Origin of the sequence: Micromonospora sp. CA-248260, assembly GCF_050942205.1 — a bacterium.
Lineage (GTDB): Bacteria > Actinomycetota > Actinomycetes > Mycobacteriales > Micromonosporaceae > Micromonospora > Micromonospora antibiotica.
In genome coordinates this window covers 3,321,609-3,338,423 of the sequence record NZ_CP192021.1, presented here as the reverse complement: position 1 = coordinate 3,338,423, position 16,815 = coordinate 3,321,609, and the positions used below count along the sequence as shown (strand labels likewise).

Sequence of the window (16,815 nt, the reverse complement as noted above, 5' to 3'; positions counted from 1 at the left end):
TGGCGAATCGGAGTCCGACGACGGCCCCACCAGCCCGCTGCGAGTGCGTTCGGCGGCGAAATGTGCGGTGCGGGAAAGGGATTCGGCCCGGAACGCGCCTTCCGTGCCCGACACTGCGAAAAGGCTTCACAATGTGACGTAGATCATTCGTCACGATCTCGACAACCGCGACGACCGGACCCATGGACCATCCGGGCCGCGCCCCCACCCCGGGTCGCAACACATCGACGGCAATCGCATCGAAGTATGGGCATGTAGCGGTGGATCGGCTTATCGTGAGGGTCGAGAAAAGGTCCCGCGCGTCCCTGCGGCACCTCGCGCCCACCGCAAGAGGAGGCGGCCATGCCTGCCGCGCCCCACCCCACCACCCTCCGCCGGATCGTCACCGCCCTCACCCTCGCCGCCTGCGCGGTCCTGCTCGCCCCACTCACCCTCACCACCCCGGCCGCGCGGGCCGCACCCGTCACCGTGGCCAACGGCACCCAGTTCACCGACACCAGCGGCGCCGGCGTGCACGCCCACGGCGGCGGCATGATCAAGGTGGGCGACTACTACTACTGGTTCGGCGAGAACCGCAACGCCAACAACACCTTCCGGTACGTGTCGGTCTACCGCTCCACCGACCTGCGCACCTGGGAGTTCCGCAACAACGTGCTCACCCAGTCCTCCGCCGGTGAGCTGGCGACGGCCAACATCGAACGCCCCAAGGTGATCTACAACGCCGGCACCGGCCAGTACGTGCTCTGGATGCACTGGGAGAACGGCGTCGACTACAACCAGGCCCGGGTCGCGGTGGCCACCTCCAGCACGGTCGACGGCAACTACCGCTACCTGGGCAGCTTCCGGCCGCTCGGCCACGACTCCCGGGACCAGACGGTGTTCCGCGACGACGACGGCACCGCGTACCTGATCTCCGCCACCCGCAACAACGCGGACCTGAACATCTACCGCCTCACCGCCGACTACACCGGGGTCGCGTCGCTGGTGCGGACGCTGTGGCCGGACAACTACCGGGAGGCCCCGGCGATGTTCAAACGCAACGGGGTCTACTTCCTGGTCACCTCGGGCGCCACCGGCTGGTCGCCCAACCAGGCCCGGTACGCCACCGCCAGCAGCGTCGGCGGCACCTGGACCAACCCGACGAACTTCGCCGACGGCACCACCTACGACTCCCAGTCGGCGTACGTGCTGCCGGTGCAGGGCAGCGCCGCCACCTCGTACCTCTATCTCGGCGACCGGTGGGCCGGCGCGACGGGCGGCCCGGTCAACCAGTCCCGCTACGTCTGGTTGCCGCTGAACTTCCCCACCGCCACCTCGTTGACCATGAGCTGGTATCCGCAGCTGACCATCGACACCGCCACCGGCGTGGTCTCCGGGGTCAACGGCGGCTACACCTTCGACACGCTGCGCGCCCGGCACAGCGGCAAGTGCCTGGACGTGCTCGACCGGTCCACCGCCGACGCCGCCGCCGTGGCCCAGTACGCCTGCAACAACGGCACCAACCAGCAGTGGCAGCTGCGCGACGCGGGCTCGGGGTACGTGCAGATCGTCGCCCGGCACAGCGACAAGTGCCTCACCGTGGCCGGCGGCTCCACCGCCGACAACGCACCGGTGCAGCAGTTCGGCTGCCAGTCGGGGCGCACCGACCAGCAGTGGCAGCTGCGCGACGCGGGCTCCGGCTACACCCAGCTCGTCGCCCGGCACAGCGGCAGGTGCCTGGACGTCACCGGCTACTCCACCGCCGACGGCGCGCGGGTGATCCAGTACGCCTGCGGCAGCGCCGCCAACCAGCAGTGGCAGCGGGTCGGCACCTCCTGATCGGCCCCGTCCGCCGTCCCGCCTCCCGCAGGCCGGGACGGCGGACGGCCACCACCGCGCGTCCCACCAGCCCCGGAACGCGGTGTGACGATGACCTCACCCCACGTGCCGCCCCGGCGACGTCTACTGGACCGGACAGCAGTCGTCCTGGCGGGGGTACGGGGTGCGGGACAACACGCAGGAACAGCTCCACCGGCTCAGGTCACTGCGGATGGCCGCCGGACTGACCATCGACGAACTCGCCGCCCGCTCCGGGGTGAGCGCCCGGACGATCGGCGGGATCGAACGGCACCGGATCCGCCGCCCGCACCACGGCACCCTGCAGGCGCTCGGCGCGGCCCTGGGCCTGGACGGGGTGGATGCCGGCCAACTGCGCCCGGCCGCCGGACAGGTCGCCGGGCTCACCGGTCTGCCCGGGGTGACCGCCCACTTCACCGGCCGCCACGACGACCTCTCCTGGCTGGCCACCCGGCTGGAACACCGCCACGCGGTGCAGCTGATCGGCCTGCCCGGGGCGGGTAAGACGGCGTTGGCGGTGCAGGCCGCCACCGACCTCGCCGGGCGGTTCCCCGACGGGGTGCGGTTCCTCGGGCCGGTCGCGGACGCCACCGCCGCGACGATCGCCCGCCGGTTGCTGCCACCGTCCGCCCTGTCCACGCACGGGCCCGACCCGGTGGTCATCGGGGCGTACCGGGAGCTGCTGCGCAGCCGGCGGATCCTGGTCGTACTGGACGACGTGCGCGACGACCGCCAGGTCGGGCCGTTGCTGCCGCCCGACGCCCTCGGCGTCACCCTGATCACCGGCCGGCACCCGCTGGCGGACCTCCCGGCGACCGACCGGTGGCTGGTGCCGCCCCTGCCGGCGGCCGACGCCCGGGCCGCCCTCGACACGATGGTGGACGGCACCGCGCCCGCACCCGCGGTCGCAGCGCTCGCCGCCGGCTGCGGCGGACTGCCCCTTGCCCTGCGGGTGACCGCGAACCGGCTGCTGACCCGGCCGCAGTGGAGCGCGCAGTGGCTGATCGACCGGTTGGCCAGGCCGGAGCGGGTCCTGGACGCGCTGGTCGCCGGTGACCTGTCGGTGCGCGACGCGTTCGAGCGCACGTACGCGGGGCTGCCGGCCCGGGCCCGCCGGGCCGTCCGGCTGCTGACCCGGCCGGCCGGTCCGGTCCCCGCCGAGGCGGGCTTCCTCGACCTGGCCGAACGGGGCTGGGTCACGGCCGGCCGGGAGCACCGCTACGAGCCCCACCCGCTGGTACGCGCCTTCGCCCGCGTCGCCACCGGCACCTGACCCTCACCCCGGGTCCACGCCGTCGCGGGAGAGCTCGGCCAGCAGCGTCGCGGCCCGGGCGGCCAGGTCCGGATCATCACAATCCTCGGCCAGTTCGATCGCCCGCCGCAGGTACGCCGGGGCGTCCCGGGTCTCCCCCGTGCGGCGCAGCGCCTCGGCCAGTTCCACCGACACCAGGGCCTCGAACGCCGGCATCGCGCTGGCCCGCAACCGCGCGACCGCCTCCCGCAGGGCGGTGACACGGTCCGGCCACCGGCCGAGGACGGCGAGATCGTCGGCGATCCGCCGGCAGTTCAACGCGTCGGTGGCGGCCCGGGCGAAAGCCGCGATGGGATAGCGCGGATCGCGGAGCAGGCATCTCGTCCGCTGGTGCACCCGCAGCGCCTCGACGGGTCTACCGAGGGCCAGCAGCGATGAGCCGAGCGAGGCCATCGCCTGCGGCAGGCCCTCCGGATCGGCGGCACGTCGCAGCAGCACCCAGGCCCGTTGCCGCTGCCGCAGCGCCGCCGCGTGCTCGCCCAACCCGGTGTGGCCGCTGGCGGCGTAGAGCAGCGCCCAGCCCTGCTGGGCCGGGTCGCCCGCACGGACCGCCCGGTCCAGCGCCCGGGTGGCGGTGGCCACGCTGGCGGCGTACTCACGCTGGCAGATCGCCTGCGCCCAGGACAGGTAGTTGAGGTGGACCGCCTCGGTGCGGGGGTCGTCCAGCCGGGCGGCGGACTCGGCGGACAACCGGAAGACCTCCGGCCACAGGTCGAGGTGCACCCGGCTGTCGGAGAACCAGTGCAGCGCGTCGACGGTGTCGAGCACCTGCTCGTGCAGCCCCTCGGCGGCGGCCGACCGCAACGCCGCGAACCAGTTGCCCCGTTCGGCGTCGAGCCACGCCGTCGCCGCATCGCGATCCCCGAACTCCGCCAGCGACGGCGGTCCGTCCGGCTCGAAGTGCCGCCCCGCCGCCGTGGTCCGCGCCAGCCACCAACGCAGCGAGGACGCCCGCAACGGGCCGGCCGAGTCCGGCTCCTCGGCCGTCAGCCGGTCGACGGCGAAGTCACGTACCAGGTCGTGCAGCCCGTAGCGGTCCGCCGGCACGGCAGCCACCAGGCCGCTCTCCACCAGGGCTTCCAGCCGTTTCTCGGCGTCGGCGTCGGAGCCGTCGGTGACCACGGCGACCGGGTCCGGGCCGAAGTCCGGACCCGGCATCAGCGACAACCGCCGGAAGGTCCGCCGCAGGTCGTCCCCGAGCCGCCGGTACGACAGGCTCAGCGCGGTGTGGATGCCGGCGGTGTCGGCGTCGATGACCCGCAGGCGGGCCTGCTCGCCGGTGAACCGACGGTTCAGCTCCGCGACGGACAGCCCCGGCTCGGCCGACAGGCGTTGCCCGGTGACGCGCAACGCCAGGGGCATGTGACCGCAGTGCCGGGCCAGCTCGGTGAGTTCGGTCGGATCGACGGCGACCGGCCGGGCGATGGCCCGCAGCATCGCGGTGGAGTCCTCGGCCGGCAGCGGCTCCAGCGACAGCCACTGTGCGGTGTCGAGACCGCTGAGTCGCCGCCGGCTGGTGAACAGCACGAGACTGCGTCCGGCCCCGGGCAGCAACGGCCGGACCTGCGCCTCGTCGGCGGCGTTGTCCCACACCACCAGGGCCCGGCGCTCACACAGCACCGACCGGTACGCCGTCGCCCGCTCGTCGCGGCCGGCGGGGATCCGCTGTTCCGGCACGCCGAGCGCCCGCAGCAACCGGTGCAGCGCCTCGCCCGGGGTGGTCGGGACGTCGTCCATGCCGCGCAGGTCGACGAGGAACCGGCCGTCGGGGAAGTCCGTGGCCAGGTCGGCCGAGGCCCGCAGGACGAGGCTGGTCTTGCCCACCCCGGCCGGTCCGGTGACGACGAGCACGGTGGCCTGCTGCCGGTCACCTGACGGGCGACGGGCGATGCCGCCCAGGGTCCGCAACTCCGCTGCCCGGCCGCTGAAGTAGCGAGGCGGATCGGGCAGTTCCGCGCCGGCCGGCCGCACGGAGGTGGCCTCGACCAGGCGACGACGCTCGTCGTGCGGCACGGCGAGAACGTCGAACAGGACGGTCAGGGTGCGCCGTTGCGGGCGACGGACCCGGTCGCGTTCGATGTCGCTGATCGCCCGGGCGCTGACTTCGCAGCGCTCGGCGAGCGCCTCGATCGACAGGCCCGCCGCCACGCGGCACCCACGCAGGACGGCACCCAGCGTCGGCGGTTCGGGTACGCTCGGTATCGGCTTCACCGAGCACACCCTCACAGATCACCGCCCGAGATTCCAGGCATCGACGAGTGACGTAGCGCATGGTCGGATCACCCACCGTTCACCCGTCAGGTCTGGTAGCCGCCGTAGTTGCACGCCCGGGCGTACGCGTCTGCGCTGCCGTGGGTGTCGACGCAGCCGTGGCGGGTGTCGACGTCGTTGGGCCGCAACGACACCTGGTTCCAGTTCGGACCGTAGCCTTCGATCTGCTGCTGCGGGAACCCCGGGTGACACGCGGAACGACAGGCAGGAAAGACGACGACGCAGACCGGGCCGGGCAGCGCGACACGACCGAACGGTCGGGCCGCCCCGCGCAGGACACGAGGCGGCCGACCGGCCGGTTACGACGTGGCGGTCAGCTGCGCAGGCTCCACTGCTGGTTCTGTTGCCCGTTGCAGGCCCAGAGAACGAGTTTGGTGCCGTTGGCCGTGGCCGCGTTGGTGGCGTCCAGGCAGCGACCCGACTGCACGCCGGTGATGGTGCCGTCGGCATTGACGTTCCACTGCTGGTTGGCCCCGTCGTGACAGTCCCAGATGATCACCTGGGTGCCGTTGCCGGTGCCCTGCCCGGAGGCGTCGAGACACTTGCCGCCCGACACCTGGAGTTGCCGGCCCGCCGTCCGGGTGAAGCGCTGCGCGCTGCCGCCCGTACAGTCCCACAGCTGGACCTGCGTGCCGTTGGTGGTGCTGCCGTTCGGCACGTCGACGCAGCGACCGGACTGGGTGCCCACGAGTTGGACGCTCTGCGTGGGGGTGCCGCCACCGGCCGGCGCGTATCCCGCCGCGGCGATGTTCGCCTGCACCGCGTCCTCGGTGGCCGGCGACGGGTAACCCGAGGTCAGCACGCCCTCGAAGAAGGTGCCCCGGCCGGAGACGCTGTTGTCGCCGCCGATGCCGAGCAGAATCGCACCCTCCTTCTTCATCGGGTGGTATCCGTTGGGACGCCGCCCGTCGAAATAGGTCGTCAGGCCCCCCGACTGGGCGTTGCCACCGCGGATCGCCCAGTGGTTCGGCTCACCTTTGACCATGGCCGTCACGAAACGGTGGTTGATGGACGCGATGTTGTTGTACCCCGCGTTCACCCCGGAGAACAGCCCCCACTCCAGATCGGCCATGACCCACGGGCCGGCGCCGGCACCGTATCCCCACTGCTTGTTGGCACCGAAGTAGACCGTCTCCATGATGGCCGGCGCGTCGGCCTGACCGTCGGTCTGCGCATTGCCGTAGTCGAAACAGCACCACTGGTTGTAGTGCGTGCCGTCGACGACGGCGTAGATGCCCTCGGGCTGGTCGCCGGTGGCGACACCGTTGGTGTTGTTGTTGCGGTAGCCGGTGCCGGGCGAGACGTAGACGCCGTACGCCTTCCGGCCGCCGATCGTGACCGGTGCGGCCTTCGCGTCGGCCAGGTTGTCCCAGCCGCCCGGCGCCGGGCCGGGCCAGTAACCGCCGGGCGCCTGGGTGAGGCGGTTGTTGCGGCCCGACTGGTCGTAGATGATCGTGATCACGCAGCTCGTGTTCGCGCAGAAGGAGTCCTGGGTCGCGGCGTCGACGACACCACCCACGCTCAGCACCCCGACGTCCCGGGTGGTGTTGTCCGACGTCCGGCGCACCTGGTACAACGGCCCGTTATACGCACCGTACAGGGCGCGGGTGGTGCTGTGCGCGGCCACGCACGGCGTACCGCCCGCGGCGTAGATGTCACACGGGCCGGTGGTCGCGGCCCGCGCGCCCGGCGCGTCCGCCAGCACGGAGCCGCCGCTGACGACGGCCAGGGTCGCCATCGTCGCCACGGCGATCGTCATACGACTGGGCCTTCTCAACACATTCATCGAAACCTCTCCGGAACGGTACGGGTGCGGTGCTGGCTGCCTCTGGCGCGGCTGTGCCTCATGTCCGAACGACGGGGTTGCGGGACCGATCCGTCAGCCGCGCCCACTCCTGACATAAGACGTCAGATCTTTAACATTAACCCCTGTCGATATATTGCGCCACCCTGCGATCCCTGTCCGCCCCGCCCTGCGCACCACGCAACGCCGGACATCGGCGGATTGCCCCCGGAGGACGGCGGCGGAACTGTTCCTGCCCCGATGGGGAATTGCGGGGCGGTTATGCTCCACGGCAAACACGGCGCATTCCCGCGCCGGTGGCGGAATTCGGCTTGAGGGCGGGCATGAACATCGGGGAGATCGCCCGGCGGGCCGGAGTGTCCCGCAGCACCGTGTCCTATGTGTTGAGCGGGAAGCGGGCCGTGTCGGCGACGACCCGACAACGGATCCAGGCGGTCATCGACGAGCTGGGCTACCGGCCGAACGCCAGCGCCCGCGCGTTGAAGGAGGGGCGCACCCGCACCCTCGGGCTGGTGATCCCCCCGGCCAACCAGCGTCTGACCGACATGCAGCTGGGCTTCGTCGCCAGCGTCGTCGAGGCGGCGGCCCGACACGACCTGGACGTGCTGCTGTCCCCGTCCGGCGGCGACCACGACCGGTCGTTCGAGCGGATCGTCACCGGGCGGCGGGTGGACGGGGTGGTACTGATGGAGATCCGGCTGACCGACGACCGGGTGACCCGGCTGGCGACGGCCGGTGTGCCGTTCGTGACGATCGGTCGGACGGCCGAGCCGCACGGGATGAGCTGGATCGACGTCGACTACGCGGCCCTGATCTCCCGTTGCGTGCACCACCTGGCCGACCTGGGGCACCGGCAGGTGGCTCTGGTGAACCGCTCCGCCGAGCTGGTCGCGGCGGGTTACGGCCCGAGCCACCGTGCCCTGGCCGGCTTCCGGGCGGCCGCCGCCGAGCGGGGCCTGACCGGCATCGACGTCTGCTGCGGCGACGACACCGCCTCGGGCGAGGCGGGCATGACGCAGCTGCTGGCGACGCATCCGCAGGTCACGGCGGTGGCCACCATCAACGAGGCGGCACTGCCCGGCATGCAGCGCGCGTTGCACGCCGCCGGCCTGTCGGTGCCGGGTGACTTCTCCGTCACCGGCGTGGCCGCCCAGCACTGGGCGGAGGATTTCCGCCCCCCGTTGACCGCCGCCGACGTGCCGACCCGGGACATGGGCGCCGAGGCGGTGTCGCTGCTGCTGGAGCTGATCGCCGCACCCGGCGGCACCCCCCGCCACCGGCTCTACGCGCCGCCCATCTCGTTGCGCGAGAGCACCGGCCCGGCCCGGCCCCGCTGACCCGGCCCGGCCCGGACCCGCTGACCCGCCCCGGCCCGGGGCGGCGACGTGCCACCACCGGGTGGGCGGCGGCACGACGTTCACCGGGTCGGCCCCGCCGGTGACCCGGTGCGCCCCTGCTGGGCGGCGGCGAGGATGAGGTAGCTGCTGGCCGTCCAGGTGTACGCCCGGTCGCGCAGCCCCGCGCCGGTCTCGGCGTCGAAGTTCTCCGCGAAGCCGGACTTCTCGCACAGCACCAGGAATCGCCGGCCGATCTCGTCGGCGAGCACGGTGTGCCCGGCCCGGCGCAGGCCGTCCTCCACCAGCACCGTGGAGGGGGCCCAGATCGGGCCACGCCAGTAGCCGTCGGCGAGGTAGTGGGCCGAGTCCGTCGGTTCGGTGGCCAGCCCATGGGTGGTCAGGTGGGCCTCGACCCGCCGGGCCAGCACCCGGGTGACCGGCTCGGGGAGGTCGTCGCCGAGGGTGACGGGCAACAGGTCGAGCAGGCTGCGGCTGGCCCGCCGCCGACCGGTGTGCGGGCTGCGGGCGGTGAAACGCTCGCCGTCCCACAGGTCCCGCAGCAGGGCGGCGCGCACCCGGTCGGCCTCGGCGGACCACCGGTCGGCGGGCTCACCCAGCTCGGTGGCGAGGTCGGCCAGGCAGCGCAGTTGGCTGACCAGGAAGGCGGCGAGGTCGGCGGTCTCCAGCACCCGGTCGTGGTCGAAGGTGGTGGCGTTGTCCCAGCCGCTGTCGTTACCGTGCTGGTAGTGCGGCAGGTCGTGGCCGGGGGCGCGGCGGGCGTCCAGCCAGAACCGGGTCCACCGACCCAACCGGTCGTACGTCCGGGCCAGTTCCACCCGGTCCGGCGGCGTGGGCAGCCGGCGGCGCAGCTGCCGCAGGGCCCACCCGTGCACGGGTGGCTTGACGTAGTTGTGCAGCACCTCCGAGTGGGTGACCGAGTCCGGCAGGGCACCGGCGGCGTCCTGGTGGTCGAAGGGCAGCTGGAACTGGTGCCAGGCAAGCTCCGGCTCGCCGGACGCCAGGGCGATCGCGTTGAAGCAGTGGTCCCAGCTCCACACCTTGTCCATCCAGTGCTTGGACATCAGCACGGCCGGCCGGGTGACGAAACCCGCCGGCTCGACGGTGGCCGACCACAGCACGTACGCGGCCAGCTCGGCGGCGGGGGTGTCGACACCGCGCCAGGGCGCGACCGCGTCGACGAACGCGGTGAACTCGACGCCGCGGTCGCGGCACAGCTGGTCGAACGTGCCGGACCGGGCATAGGGGCGGCGGGCCGTGCGGTACTCCTCGATCGCGATCTCCCAGGGCTGGTCGGCGGGCAGGTGCAGCCAGCGGTCGGCGGTGCCGAGCGCCTCCGCTCCCCCGAGCCCGCCCGGTGGGCCGGACAACACGGTGACCCGGTAGCGGCGGCCCGTCTCGTACGAGGTGAACACGGCCGACCCGTCGACCGGGTCGCGGTAGAGGTAGGTGCCGCTGAACGGGGTGAGGGTCCCGGCTGCGGCGGCGATCCGCAGTCCGAGCCCTCGGCCCCGCAGCCGTAGGGTGTCCGGCCCCTCGTAGCCGGCCTCGACCAGGCCCGTGCCGCTGCGCCAGGTGAGCAGTGTGGGCGTGGCCACGACCGTGCTGGCGGCGGTCGGGGCGAGTCGGAGCACCGGGTGCAGCCCGGTCTGGTGGGAGACCAGGTGCAGATCGTCGGCGTACGTCTTCTCGGCCACCACCGGGGAGATGTTGAGCCAGGAACCTCGGTAGCTGAACGGGATGTCCTGGAGGGAGAACTCCGGACCGGACGGTGCGACGGTCATGGCAGGTGACGCCCTCTCTGTCGTACGGTGGTCGGTCCTTGCGCATCCGACGTCCCGGCCGGGCCCGGGCGACGCGAACCGGCCCCTCGGCGATCGCCACGAGGTTGGCAGCGGTCGGTCACCGCCGACGGCTGGTTGCCGTCGCCTGCTGCCTCGATTCGCGGGCGACGTCCGGTGGCGAGGGGGGACGAGCGCCGCGCGGGTGGGGGCGCGACCCGACCGTCAGGCGAATCGGTTCGGCTCCTCCTTCGGACGAACATAGGTCTGGCGAGGCGACACGGTCAAGAGGGGGCACCACAGCCGTGATCGACATCGGAAACGTCGACTTCACCGCCCTGTCATCTTATTGACATCCTTCACTGGCTCACCCTACGATCCCTGCGAATCGATTCGCATGCGAAGCCCTCCGGAGAGCGTCCCCGCGCCCCACCAAGGAGCCGCCCTGTGAAAACCCCGCTGCGCAGCCGGCCCGGACGAATCCGCGTGATCGTCACCCGACTCACCGTCTGCCTGCTCGCCGTCGCCGCCACCGCCGTCGCCGCCACCCCGGCCCAGGCCGCCGACGAGTCGATCAGCGTCAACTTCTCCGCCACCGACGGCACGCCGACCTACCGCGCCTCCGGCTGGATCTACGGTATGACCGAGAACGCCAGCGGCCCGGCCGACCACTTCTACCGCGACGTCAAGTTCCAGTACATGCGGGCCGGCGGCGCGCAGCTGCCCGGCAGCGGTTGGGTCGGCGGCAACTACGACCGCCGGTGGAACTCCACCCTCGCCCAGGCCCGCCGGACCGCCGCCCTGGGCGGTCAGTTCATCATCCTGCCGCACGACCTGTGGGGCGCCGACGGCGCGGGGATCTCCCGCTTCCCCGGTGACAACGGCAACTGGACCGACTACGACAACTTCCTGACCCGGCTCATCGGCGACGTCCGGGCGGCCGGGCTGACCGTGCAGTGGGACATCTGGAACGAACCCAATATCACCATCTTCTGGAACCGCCCGATCTCCCAGTACCTCGAACTGTGGCGACGCACCTACCAGCGGCTGCGGGCGGAGTTCCCCACCCAGCTCATCGTCGGGCCGAGCTGCGCCTGCGTGCCGTCGACCAACCACGCCTTCTGGAACCAGTACCTCGACTTCGTCCGCTCCACCAACACGGTGCCGGACATCGTCAGCTGGCACTCGCTGCCCGGCGACCCGGTCGCCAACGTCGCCGCCGCCAACGCCACCCTCGACGCGCGTGGCATCGCCCACCCCCGGCCCTACCAGATCAACGAGTACGGCGCGTCCAACGAGCAGAACCCGGCGGACGGGGCCTGGTACGTCGCCCGGCTGGAGCGGGCCCGCGCGGACGGCCTGCGGGCGAACTGGGCCAGCGCCGGCAACCTGCACAACGACCTGGGCAACCTGCTGGTCCGCAACTCGGCCGGCCAGCACCAGCCCAAGGGCGAGTGGTGGGTCTACCGCTACTACGCCGCGCAGACCGGGCAGATCGCCGCGGTGACCCCCAGCCAGTCCTACGACGCCTTCGCCACCCGGGCGACCGGGGTGGCGAGGGTGCTGGTCGGCGGCGGCCGGACCACCGGCAACCTGACCGTCAACCTGCAACGGCTGGACGCCACCAGCGGCATCGTGCAGAACAACCAGGTGCGGGTGCTCACCCAGCGCATCCCGTACAACAACGGTGGCGCGGTGCAGGGGCCGGTCACGGTGTCGAACACCGTGCTCACGCTGACCAACAACGCCGTCTCGGTGACCCTGCCGTACGGCAACCAGAACGACACGTACACCGTCACCGTACTGCCGCCCGCCGAGACCGGCTTCACCTCGGTCGCGGTGGCCCAGCACTCCCAGCAGTGCCTGGACAACACCGGCCTGGGCACCGCCGACGGCAACCCCCAGCAGCAGTTCCCCTGCGAGGGCGGCGACCAGCAGCTGTGGAACTTCCGCCCGGTCGCCGGGGTGGCCGACACGTACACCGTGGTCAACCAGCAGAGCGGCAAATGCCTGGACGTCAGCGGGGCGTCCACCGCCGACGGCGCAGCCGTGCAGCAGTGGACGTGCCAGAACGGCACCAGCCAGCAGTTCACCCTGCGCCGGGTGACCTACGGGGGCAACGACTCCCACGACTACCAGCTCGTCGCCCGGCACAGCAACAAGTGCGTCGACGTCAACGGGGTCTCCACCGCCGCCCAGGCGCGGATCCTGCAGTGGACCTGCAAGCCGGTGGGCCAGAGCAGCCCGCTCAACCAGACCTGGCGGCTCTGGGGCCGGTAGAGCGACGGTCGGAGACCGGTCGACCGGCACCCGGTCGCGCGGACGTCGACCCCGCCCCACCACAGACGACCCTACGAATTGATTTCTATCGTTCTTTTGGTGATCCTGAGGGGGTCCCGAACCGATTCGCCACCACCACCCGAGGGCGGGTCCGCCAGGGCCGCGCCGCCGACGAACCAAGGAGCCGCCTCGTGCGTACCCCGTCCCCGAGCGGATCAGGACCGGTCCGCGATCCCCTCCCCCACCGCCGCCGGCACCGGCTGACCATGCTGGTCGGTGCGCTGGCCGGCGTCCTCGTCGTCGCCGGGGCCGTGCCCGGCGTCACCTCGCCGGTCGCCGAGGCCGCCGCCGCGCCCGCGCTGGCCGCCATCGAGCCGGGGCAGAGCACCCGGATCGTCGGCACCGCCTCCGGGCGCTGCCTCGAGGTCCCCAACGCCAGCACCACCAACGGCACCCAGACCCAGCTGTGGGACTGCCAGGGTGGCGCCGGACAGACCTGGACCTGGACGACCAACCGCCAGCTCACCGTGTACGGCAACAAGTGCCTGGACGCCTCCGGCCGGGGCACCACCGCCGGCACGGCGGCGATCATCTGGGACTGCAACGGTCAGACCAACCAGCAGTGGAACGTCAACGCCAACGGCACCATCGTCGGCGTGCAGTCCGGCCTGTGCCTGGACGCGAACGGCAACGGCACCGCCAACGGCACCAAGATCCTGCTGTGGACCTGCAACGGTCAGGCCAACCAGCAGTGGACCTCGCCGACCACCCCGCCCACCACCACCCCGCCGACCACGCCGCCGCCGACCACTCCCCCGCCCGCAGGCGCCCTGCCGTGTGACATCTACGCCGCCGGTGGCACCCCGTGCGTGGCCGCGCACAGCACCACCCGGGCGCTCTACGCCGCGTACACCGGCAACCTTTACCAGGTACGCCGCTCCTCGGACAACACCACCCGCAACATCGGGCTGACCGGCACCGGCGGCACCGCCAACGCCGCGACCCAGGACGCGTTCTGCACCGGCACCACCTGCGTGGTGACCGTCGTGTTCGACCAGTCCGGTCGCGGCAACGACCTGTGGTACCAGGGCTCCAGCGTGGTTCCCGGGTCGCCGCAGAGCCGGCCGGCGGTCGCGACCTCGGAGTCGCTGACGGTGGGCGGCGCCAAGGCGTACTCGCTCTACATCAACCCGGGCAACAGCTACTGGCGTGACGGTCACCTGACGGGCATCCCGACCGGCGCGGCCCCCGAGGGCATGTACATGGTCACCAGCGGCACCCACGTCAACAACGGCTGCTGCTTCGACTACGGCAACAGCGAAACCACCCGCAAGGCCGACGCCGCCGGGGCGATGGACGCGATCAACTTCAGCACCCAGTGCTGGTTCGGCGGCTGCTCCGGCTCCGGCCCGTGGGTGCAGGCCGACCTGGAGTGGGGACTGTTCCCCGGCGGCAGCAGCTCGTGGAACCCCAACCAGCGGGCGTTCCCGCACAAGTTCGTCACCGCCACCCTGAAGAACAACGGCACCTCCCGCTTCGCCATCAAGGGCAGCAACGCCCAGTCCGGCAGCCTCTACACCCTCTACGACGGGTCGCTGCCGCCCGGCTACAGCCCGATGAAGAAGCAGGGCGCGATCATCCTGGGCAGCGGCGGCGACTGCTGCAAGCCCGACGGCGGCGCGAACCTCAGCGCCGGCACGTTCTACGAGGGCGCGATGGTCGCCGGCTACCCGTCGGACGCCACCGAGAACGCGGTACAGGCCAACATCACCGCCGCCGGCTACCGCTGACCCCGGTGCCGACCACCTGACCGGATCGTCGCGCCGGTCACCGCCATCGGGCGGTGGCCGGCGCGACAGCCGGCTGTCGGCTGGCGGTGAGCGCGCGGCCGTCGAAGGGGTGCCCCACACCCCGGCGCGCCACACCCGCTATCCGGCCGATCCGCCGAGGCGGTGGTCCAGCGCGGTGTGGCGGCGACCCGCGCCGACGGTACGCACGGCGGCGGCCAGCGCACGACGGGAACCGACCAGGACGACGAGTTGCCGGGCCCGGGTGACGGCGGTGTAGAGCAGGTTGCGTTGCAGCATCATCCAGGCGCTGGTGGTCAGGGGCACCACCACGGCGGGATACTCCGAGCCCTGCGAGCGGTGGATGGTCATCGCGTACGCGTGGGCCAACTCGTCGAGCTCGTCGAACTCGTAGTCGAGGTTCTCGTCCTCGTCGGTGCGTACGGTGAGGGTCTGCTCCTCGGGGGTGATCGCGGTGACGATGCCGAGGGTGCCGTTGAAGACGCCCGACTGGCCCTTGTCGTAGTTGTTGCGGATCTGGGTGACCTTGTCGCCGACACGGAAGACCCGGCCACCCATCCGCCGCTCCGGTTGCCCCTCGCGGTGCGGGGTGAGCCGCTGTTGCAGCAGGGTGTTGAGGGCGGCGGCACCGGCCGGCCCCCGGTGCATGGGGGCGAGGACCTGCACGTCGCGGCGCGGGTCGAGACCGAACCGGGTGGGGATCCGGGTGCAGGCGACGTCGACGGTCAACGCGGCGGTGGCCTCGGTGTCGTCGCAGGCGAACAGGAAGAAGTCCGGCAGCCCGTCGAGCAGGGGTGGCCGACCGGCGTTGATCCGGTGCGCGTTGGTGATCACACCCGACTGGGCGGCCTGGCGGAACACCCGGGTCAGCCGCACCCGGGGGACGGCCGACGCGGTGAGCAGGTCCCGCAGCACCTCCCCGGCACCGACGCTGGGCAACTGGTCGACGTCGCCGACCAGGAGCAGGTGCGCCCCCGGTGGCACCGCCTTGACGAGCTTGTTGGCCAGGATCAGGTCGAGCATGGACGCCTCGTCGACGACGAGCAGGTCGACGTCGAGGGGATTGTCCCGGTCGTGGACGGCCTCCCCGCCGGGACGCAGCTGCAGCAGCCGGTGCACGGTGGCGGCGGGGTGCCCGGTCAGCTCCGACAACCGCTTCGCGGCCCGCCCGGTCGGCGCGACCAGGGTGATCCGGGCCTTCTTCGCGGCGGCAAGCGCGACGATGGACCGCACGGTGAAGCTCTTGCCGCAGCCCGGCCCGCCGGTGAGCACCGCGACCTTCGAGGTGAGCGCCAGCCGGACTGCGTGCTCCTGTTCGGGGGCGAGATCGTTGCCGGTGACCGCCCGCAGCCAGGCCAGCGCCCGGGGCCAGTCGACGTCGGTGAAGTGGGGCAGCCGGTCGGCCCGGTCGTGCAGCAGCCGCAGCAACGAGGTGGCCAGCGACTGCTCGGCGCGGTGGAACGGCACCAGGTAGACCGCCGGAACCGGCTCGCCGTCGTCGCCGGGCAGCAGCTCCCGGACCACACCCTCCTCGGCGATCAGGTCGTCCAGGCAGCGGGTGACGAGGTCGCCGGGGACGTCGAGGATCGTCGTGGCGTCGGCGACGAGCGCCGGGGCGGGCAGGTAGCAGTGGCCCGAGTCGGTGGCCTCGGACAGGGTGAACCGCAGGCCCGCCATCACCCGCTGCGGGCTGTCGTGCGGGATGCCGACCGCCTGGGCGATGGTGTCGGCGGTCTTGAAGCCGATGCCCCACACGTCGGCCGCCAGCCGGTACGGCTCCTTCGTCACCACCTCGATCGACGCGTCGCCGTACTGCTTGAAGATGCGTACCGCCAGCGACGTGGACACCCCGACGCCCTGGAGGAAGACCATCACCTCCTTGATGGCCTTCTGCTCCTCCCACGCGGCGGTGATCTTCGCGGTGCGTTTCGGCCCCAGGCCGGCGACCTCGACCAGCCGGGCCGGTTCCTCCTCGATGATCCGCAGGGTGTCCAGGCCGAAGTGCGCCACGATCCGCTCGGCGAACACCGGCCCGATCCCCTTGACCAGGCCGGAACCCAGGTAACGCTGGATGCCCTGGACGGTCGCCGGCAGCACGGTGGTGTAGGAGTCGACCTCGAACTGCCGGCCGTACTTCGGGTGCGACGACCAACGTCCCGACAGCCGCAGGCTCTCCCCGGGCTGCGCACCCAGCAACGCGCCGACCACGGTCAGCAGGTCGGAGCCCCGGTCGGTGGCGACCCGGGCGACGGTGTAGCCGGTCTCCTCGTTGACGTAGGTAAGCCGTTCGAGGACCGCGTCCAGGGTGGCGAGCGGTGCGCGGGCGGGGGCGGTCACCCCCTCATCGTGCCGGGTGCCCGACGAGCCC

Annotated in this window: 9 protein-coding genes; 5 read left to right on the top strand and 4 right to left on the bottom strand. The window is 72.2% G+C overall.

Going from position 1 to position 16,815, the window contains the following annotated elements:
- The first annotated feature begins 342 nt into the window (after positions 1–342).
- Together ACQP2H_RS14765 and ACQP2H_RS14760 are read left to right on the top strand one after the other, a co-directional pair.
- Entirely contained in the window at positions 343–1,818 is a 1,476-nt protein-coding gene (locus tag ACQP2H_RS14765) for an RICIN domain-containing protein (RefSeq protein ID WP_208566058.1), read from the top strand.
- A gap of 163 nt (positions 1,819–1,981) precedes the next feature.
- Positions 1,982–3,109 (top strand): helix-turn-helix domain-containing protein, encoded by a 1,128-nt coding sequence (locus ACQP2H_RS14760; protein ID WP_308290724.1) that lies wholly within the window; start codon positions 1,982–1,984, stop codon positions 3,107–3,109.
- 3 nt (positions 3,110–3,112) lie between these two features.
- Here ACQP2H_RS14760 and ACQP2H_RS14755 read toward each other — a convergent pair whose 3' ends face one another.
- Positions 3,113–5,359 (bottom strand): ATP-binding protein, encoded by a 2,247-nt coding sequence (locus ACQP2H_RS14755; protein WP_357533563.1) that lies wholly within the window; start codon positions 5,357–5,359, stop codon positions 3,113–3,115.
- A gap of 373 nt (positions 5,360–5,732) precedes the next feature.
- The gene (locus ACQP2H_RS14750; RefSeq protein ID WP_255597568.1) at positions 5,733–7,178 is read right to left on the bottom strand and encodes an arabinofuranosidase catalytic domain-containing protein; all 1,446 of its coding nucleotides are present in this window, start codon (positions 7,176–7,178) and stop codon (positions 5,733–5,735) included.
- A 368-nt stretch (positions 7,179–7,546) separates the two neighbouring features.
- On the opposite strand from ACQP2H_RS14750, the gene ACQP2H_RS14745 reads away from it, so the two are divergent.
- Positions 7,547–8,560: a LacI family DNA-binding transcriptional regulator gene (locus ACQP2H_RS14745; protein ID WP_219461802.1), complete on the top strand. Its 1,014-nt coding sequence runs from the start codon at positions 7,547–7,549 to the stop codon at positions 8,558–8,560.
- Positions 8,561–8,640: 80 nt separating this feature from the next.
- Here the strand turns inward: ACQP2H_RS14745 and ACQP2H_RS14740 are convergent, their stop codons facing one another.
- Positions 8,641–10,362 carry an amylo-alpha-1,6-glucosidase gene (locus ACQP2H_RS14740; protein ID WP_219461800.1) on the bottom strand — a complete coding sequence of 574 codons (1,722 nt, stop codon included), beginning with the start codon at positions 10,360–10,362 and terminating at the stop codon, positions 8,641–8,643.
- 444 nt (positions 10,363–10,806) lie between these two features.
- Here ACQP2H_RS14740 and ACQP2H_RS14735 point away from each other — a divergent pair, with 444 nt between their 5' ends.
- Entirely contained in the window at positions 10,807–12,639 is a 1,833-nt protein-coding gene (locus ACQP2H_RS14735; protein ID WP_433233201.1) for an RICIN domain-containing protein, read from the top strand.
- A 191-nt stretch (positions 12,640–12,830) separates the two neighbouring features.
- Positions 12,831–14,429 (top strand): arabinofuranosidase catalytic domain-containing protein, encoded by a 1,599-nt coding sequence (locus tag ACQP2H_RS14730; RefSeq protein ID WP_357533570.1) that lies wholly within the window; start codon positions 12,831–12,833, stop codon positions 14,427–14,429.
- 138 nt (positions 14,430–14,567) lie between these two features.
- Here the strand turns inward: ACQP2H_RS14730 and recD2 are convergent, their stop codons facing one another.
- On the bottom strand, positions 14,568–16,784 hold the full coding sequence (gene recD2, locus ACQP2H_RS14725; protein ID WP_219461793.1) for an SF1B family DNA helicase RecD2: 2,217 nt from the start codon (positions 16,782–16,784) through the stop codon (positions 14,568–14,570).
- Between the last annotated feature and the right edge of the window lie 31 nt (positions 16,785–16,815).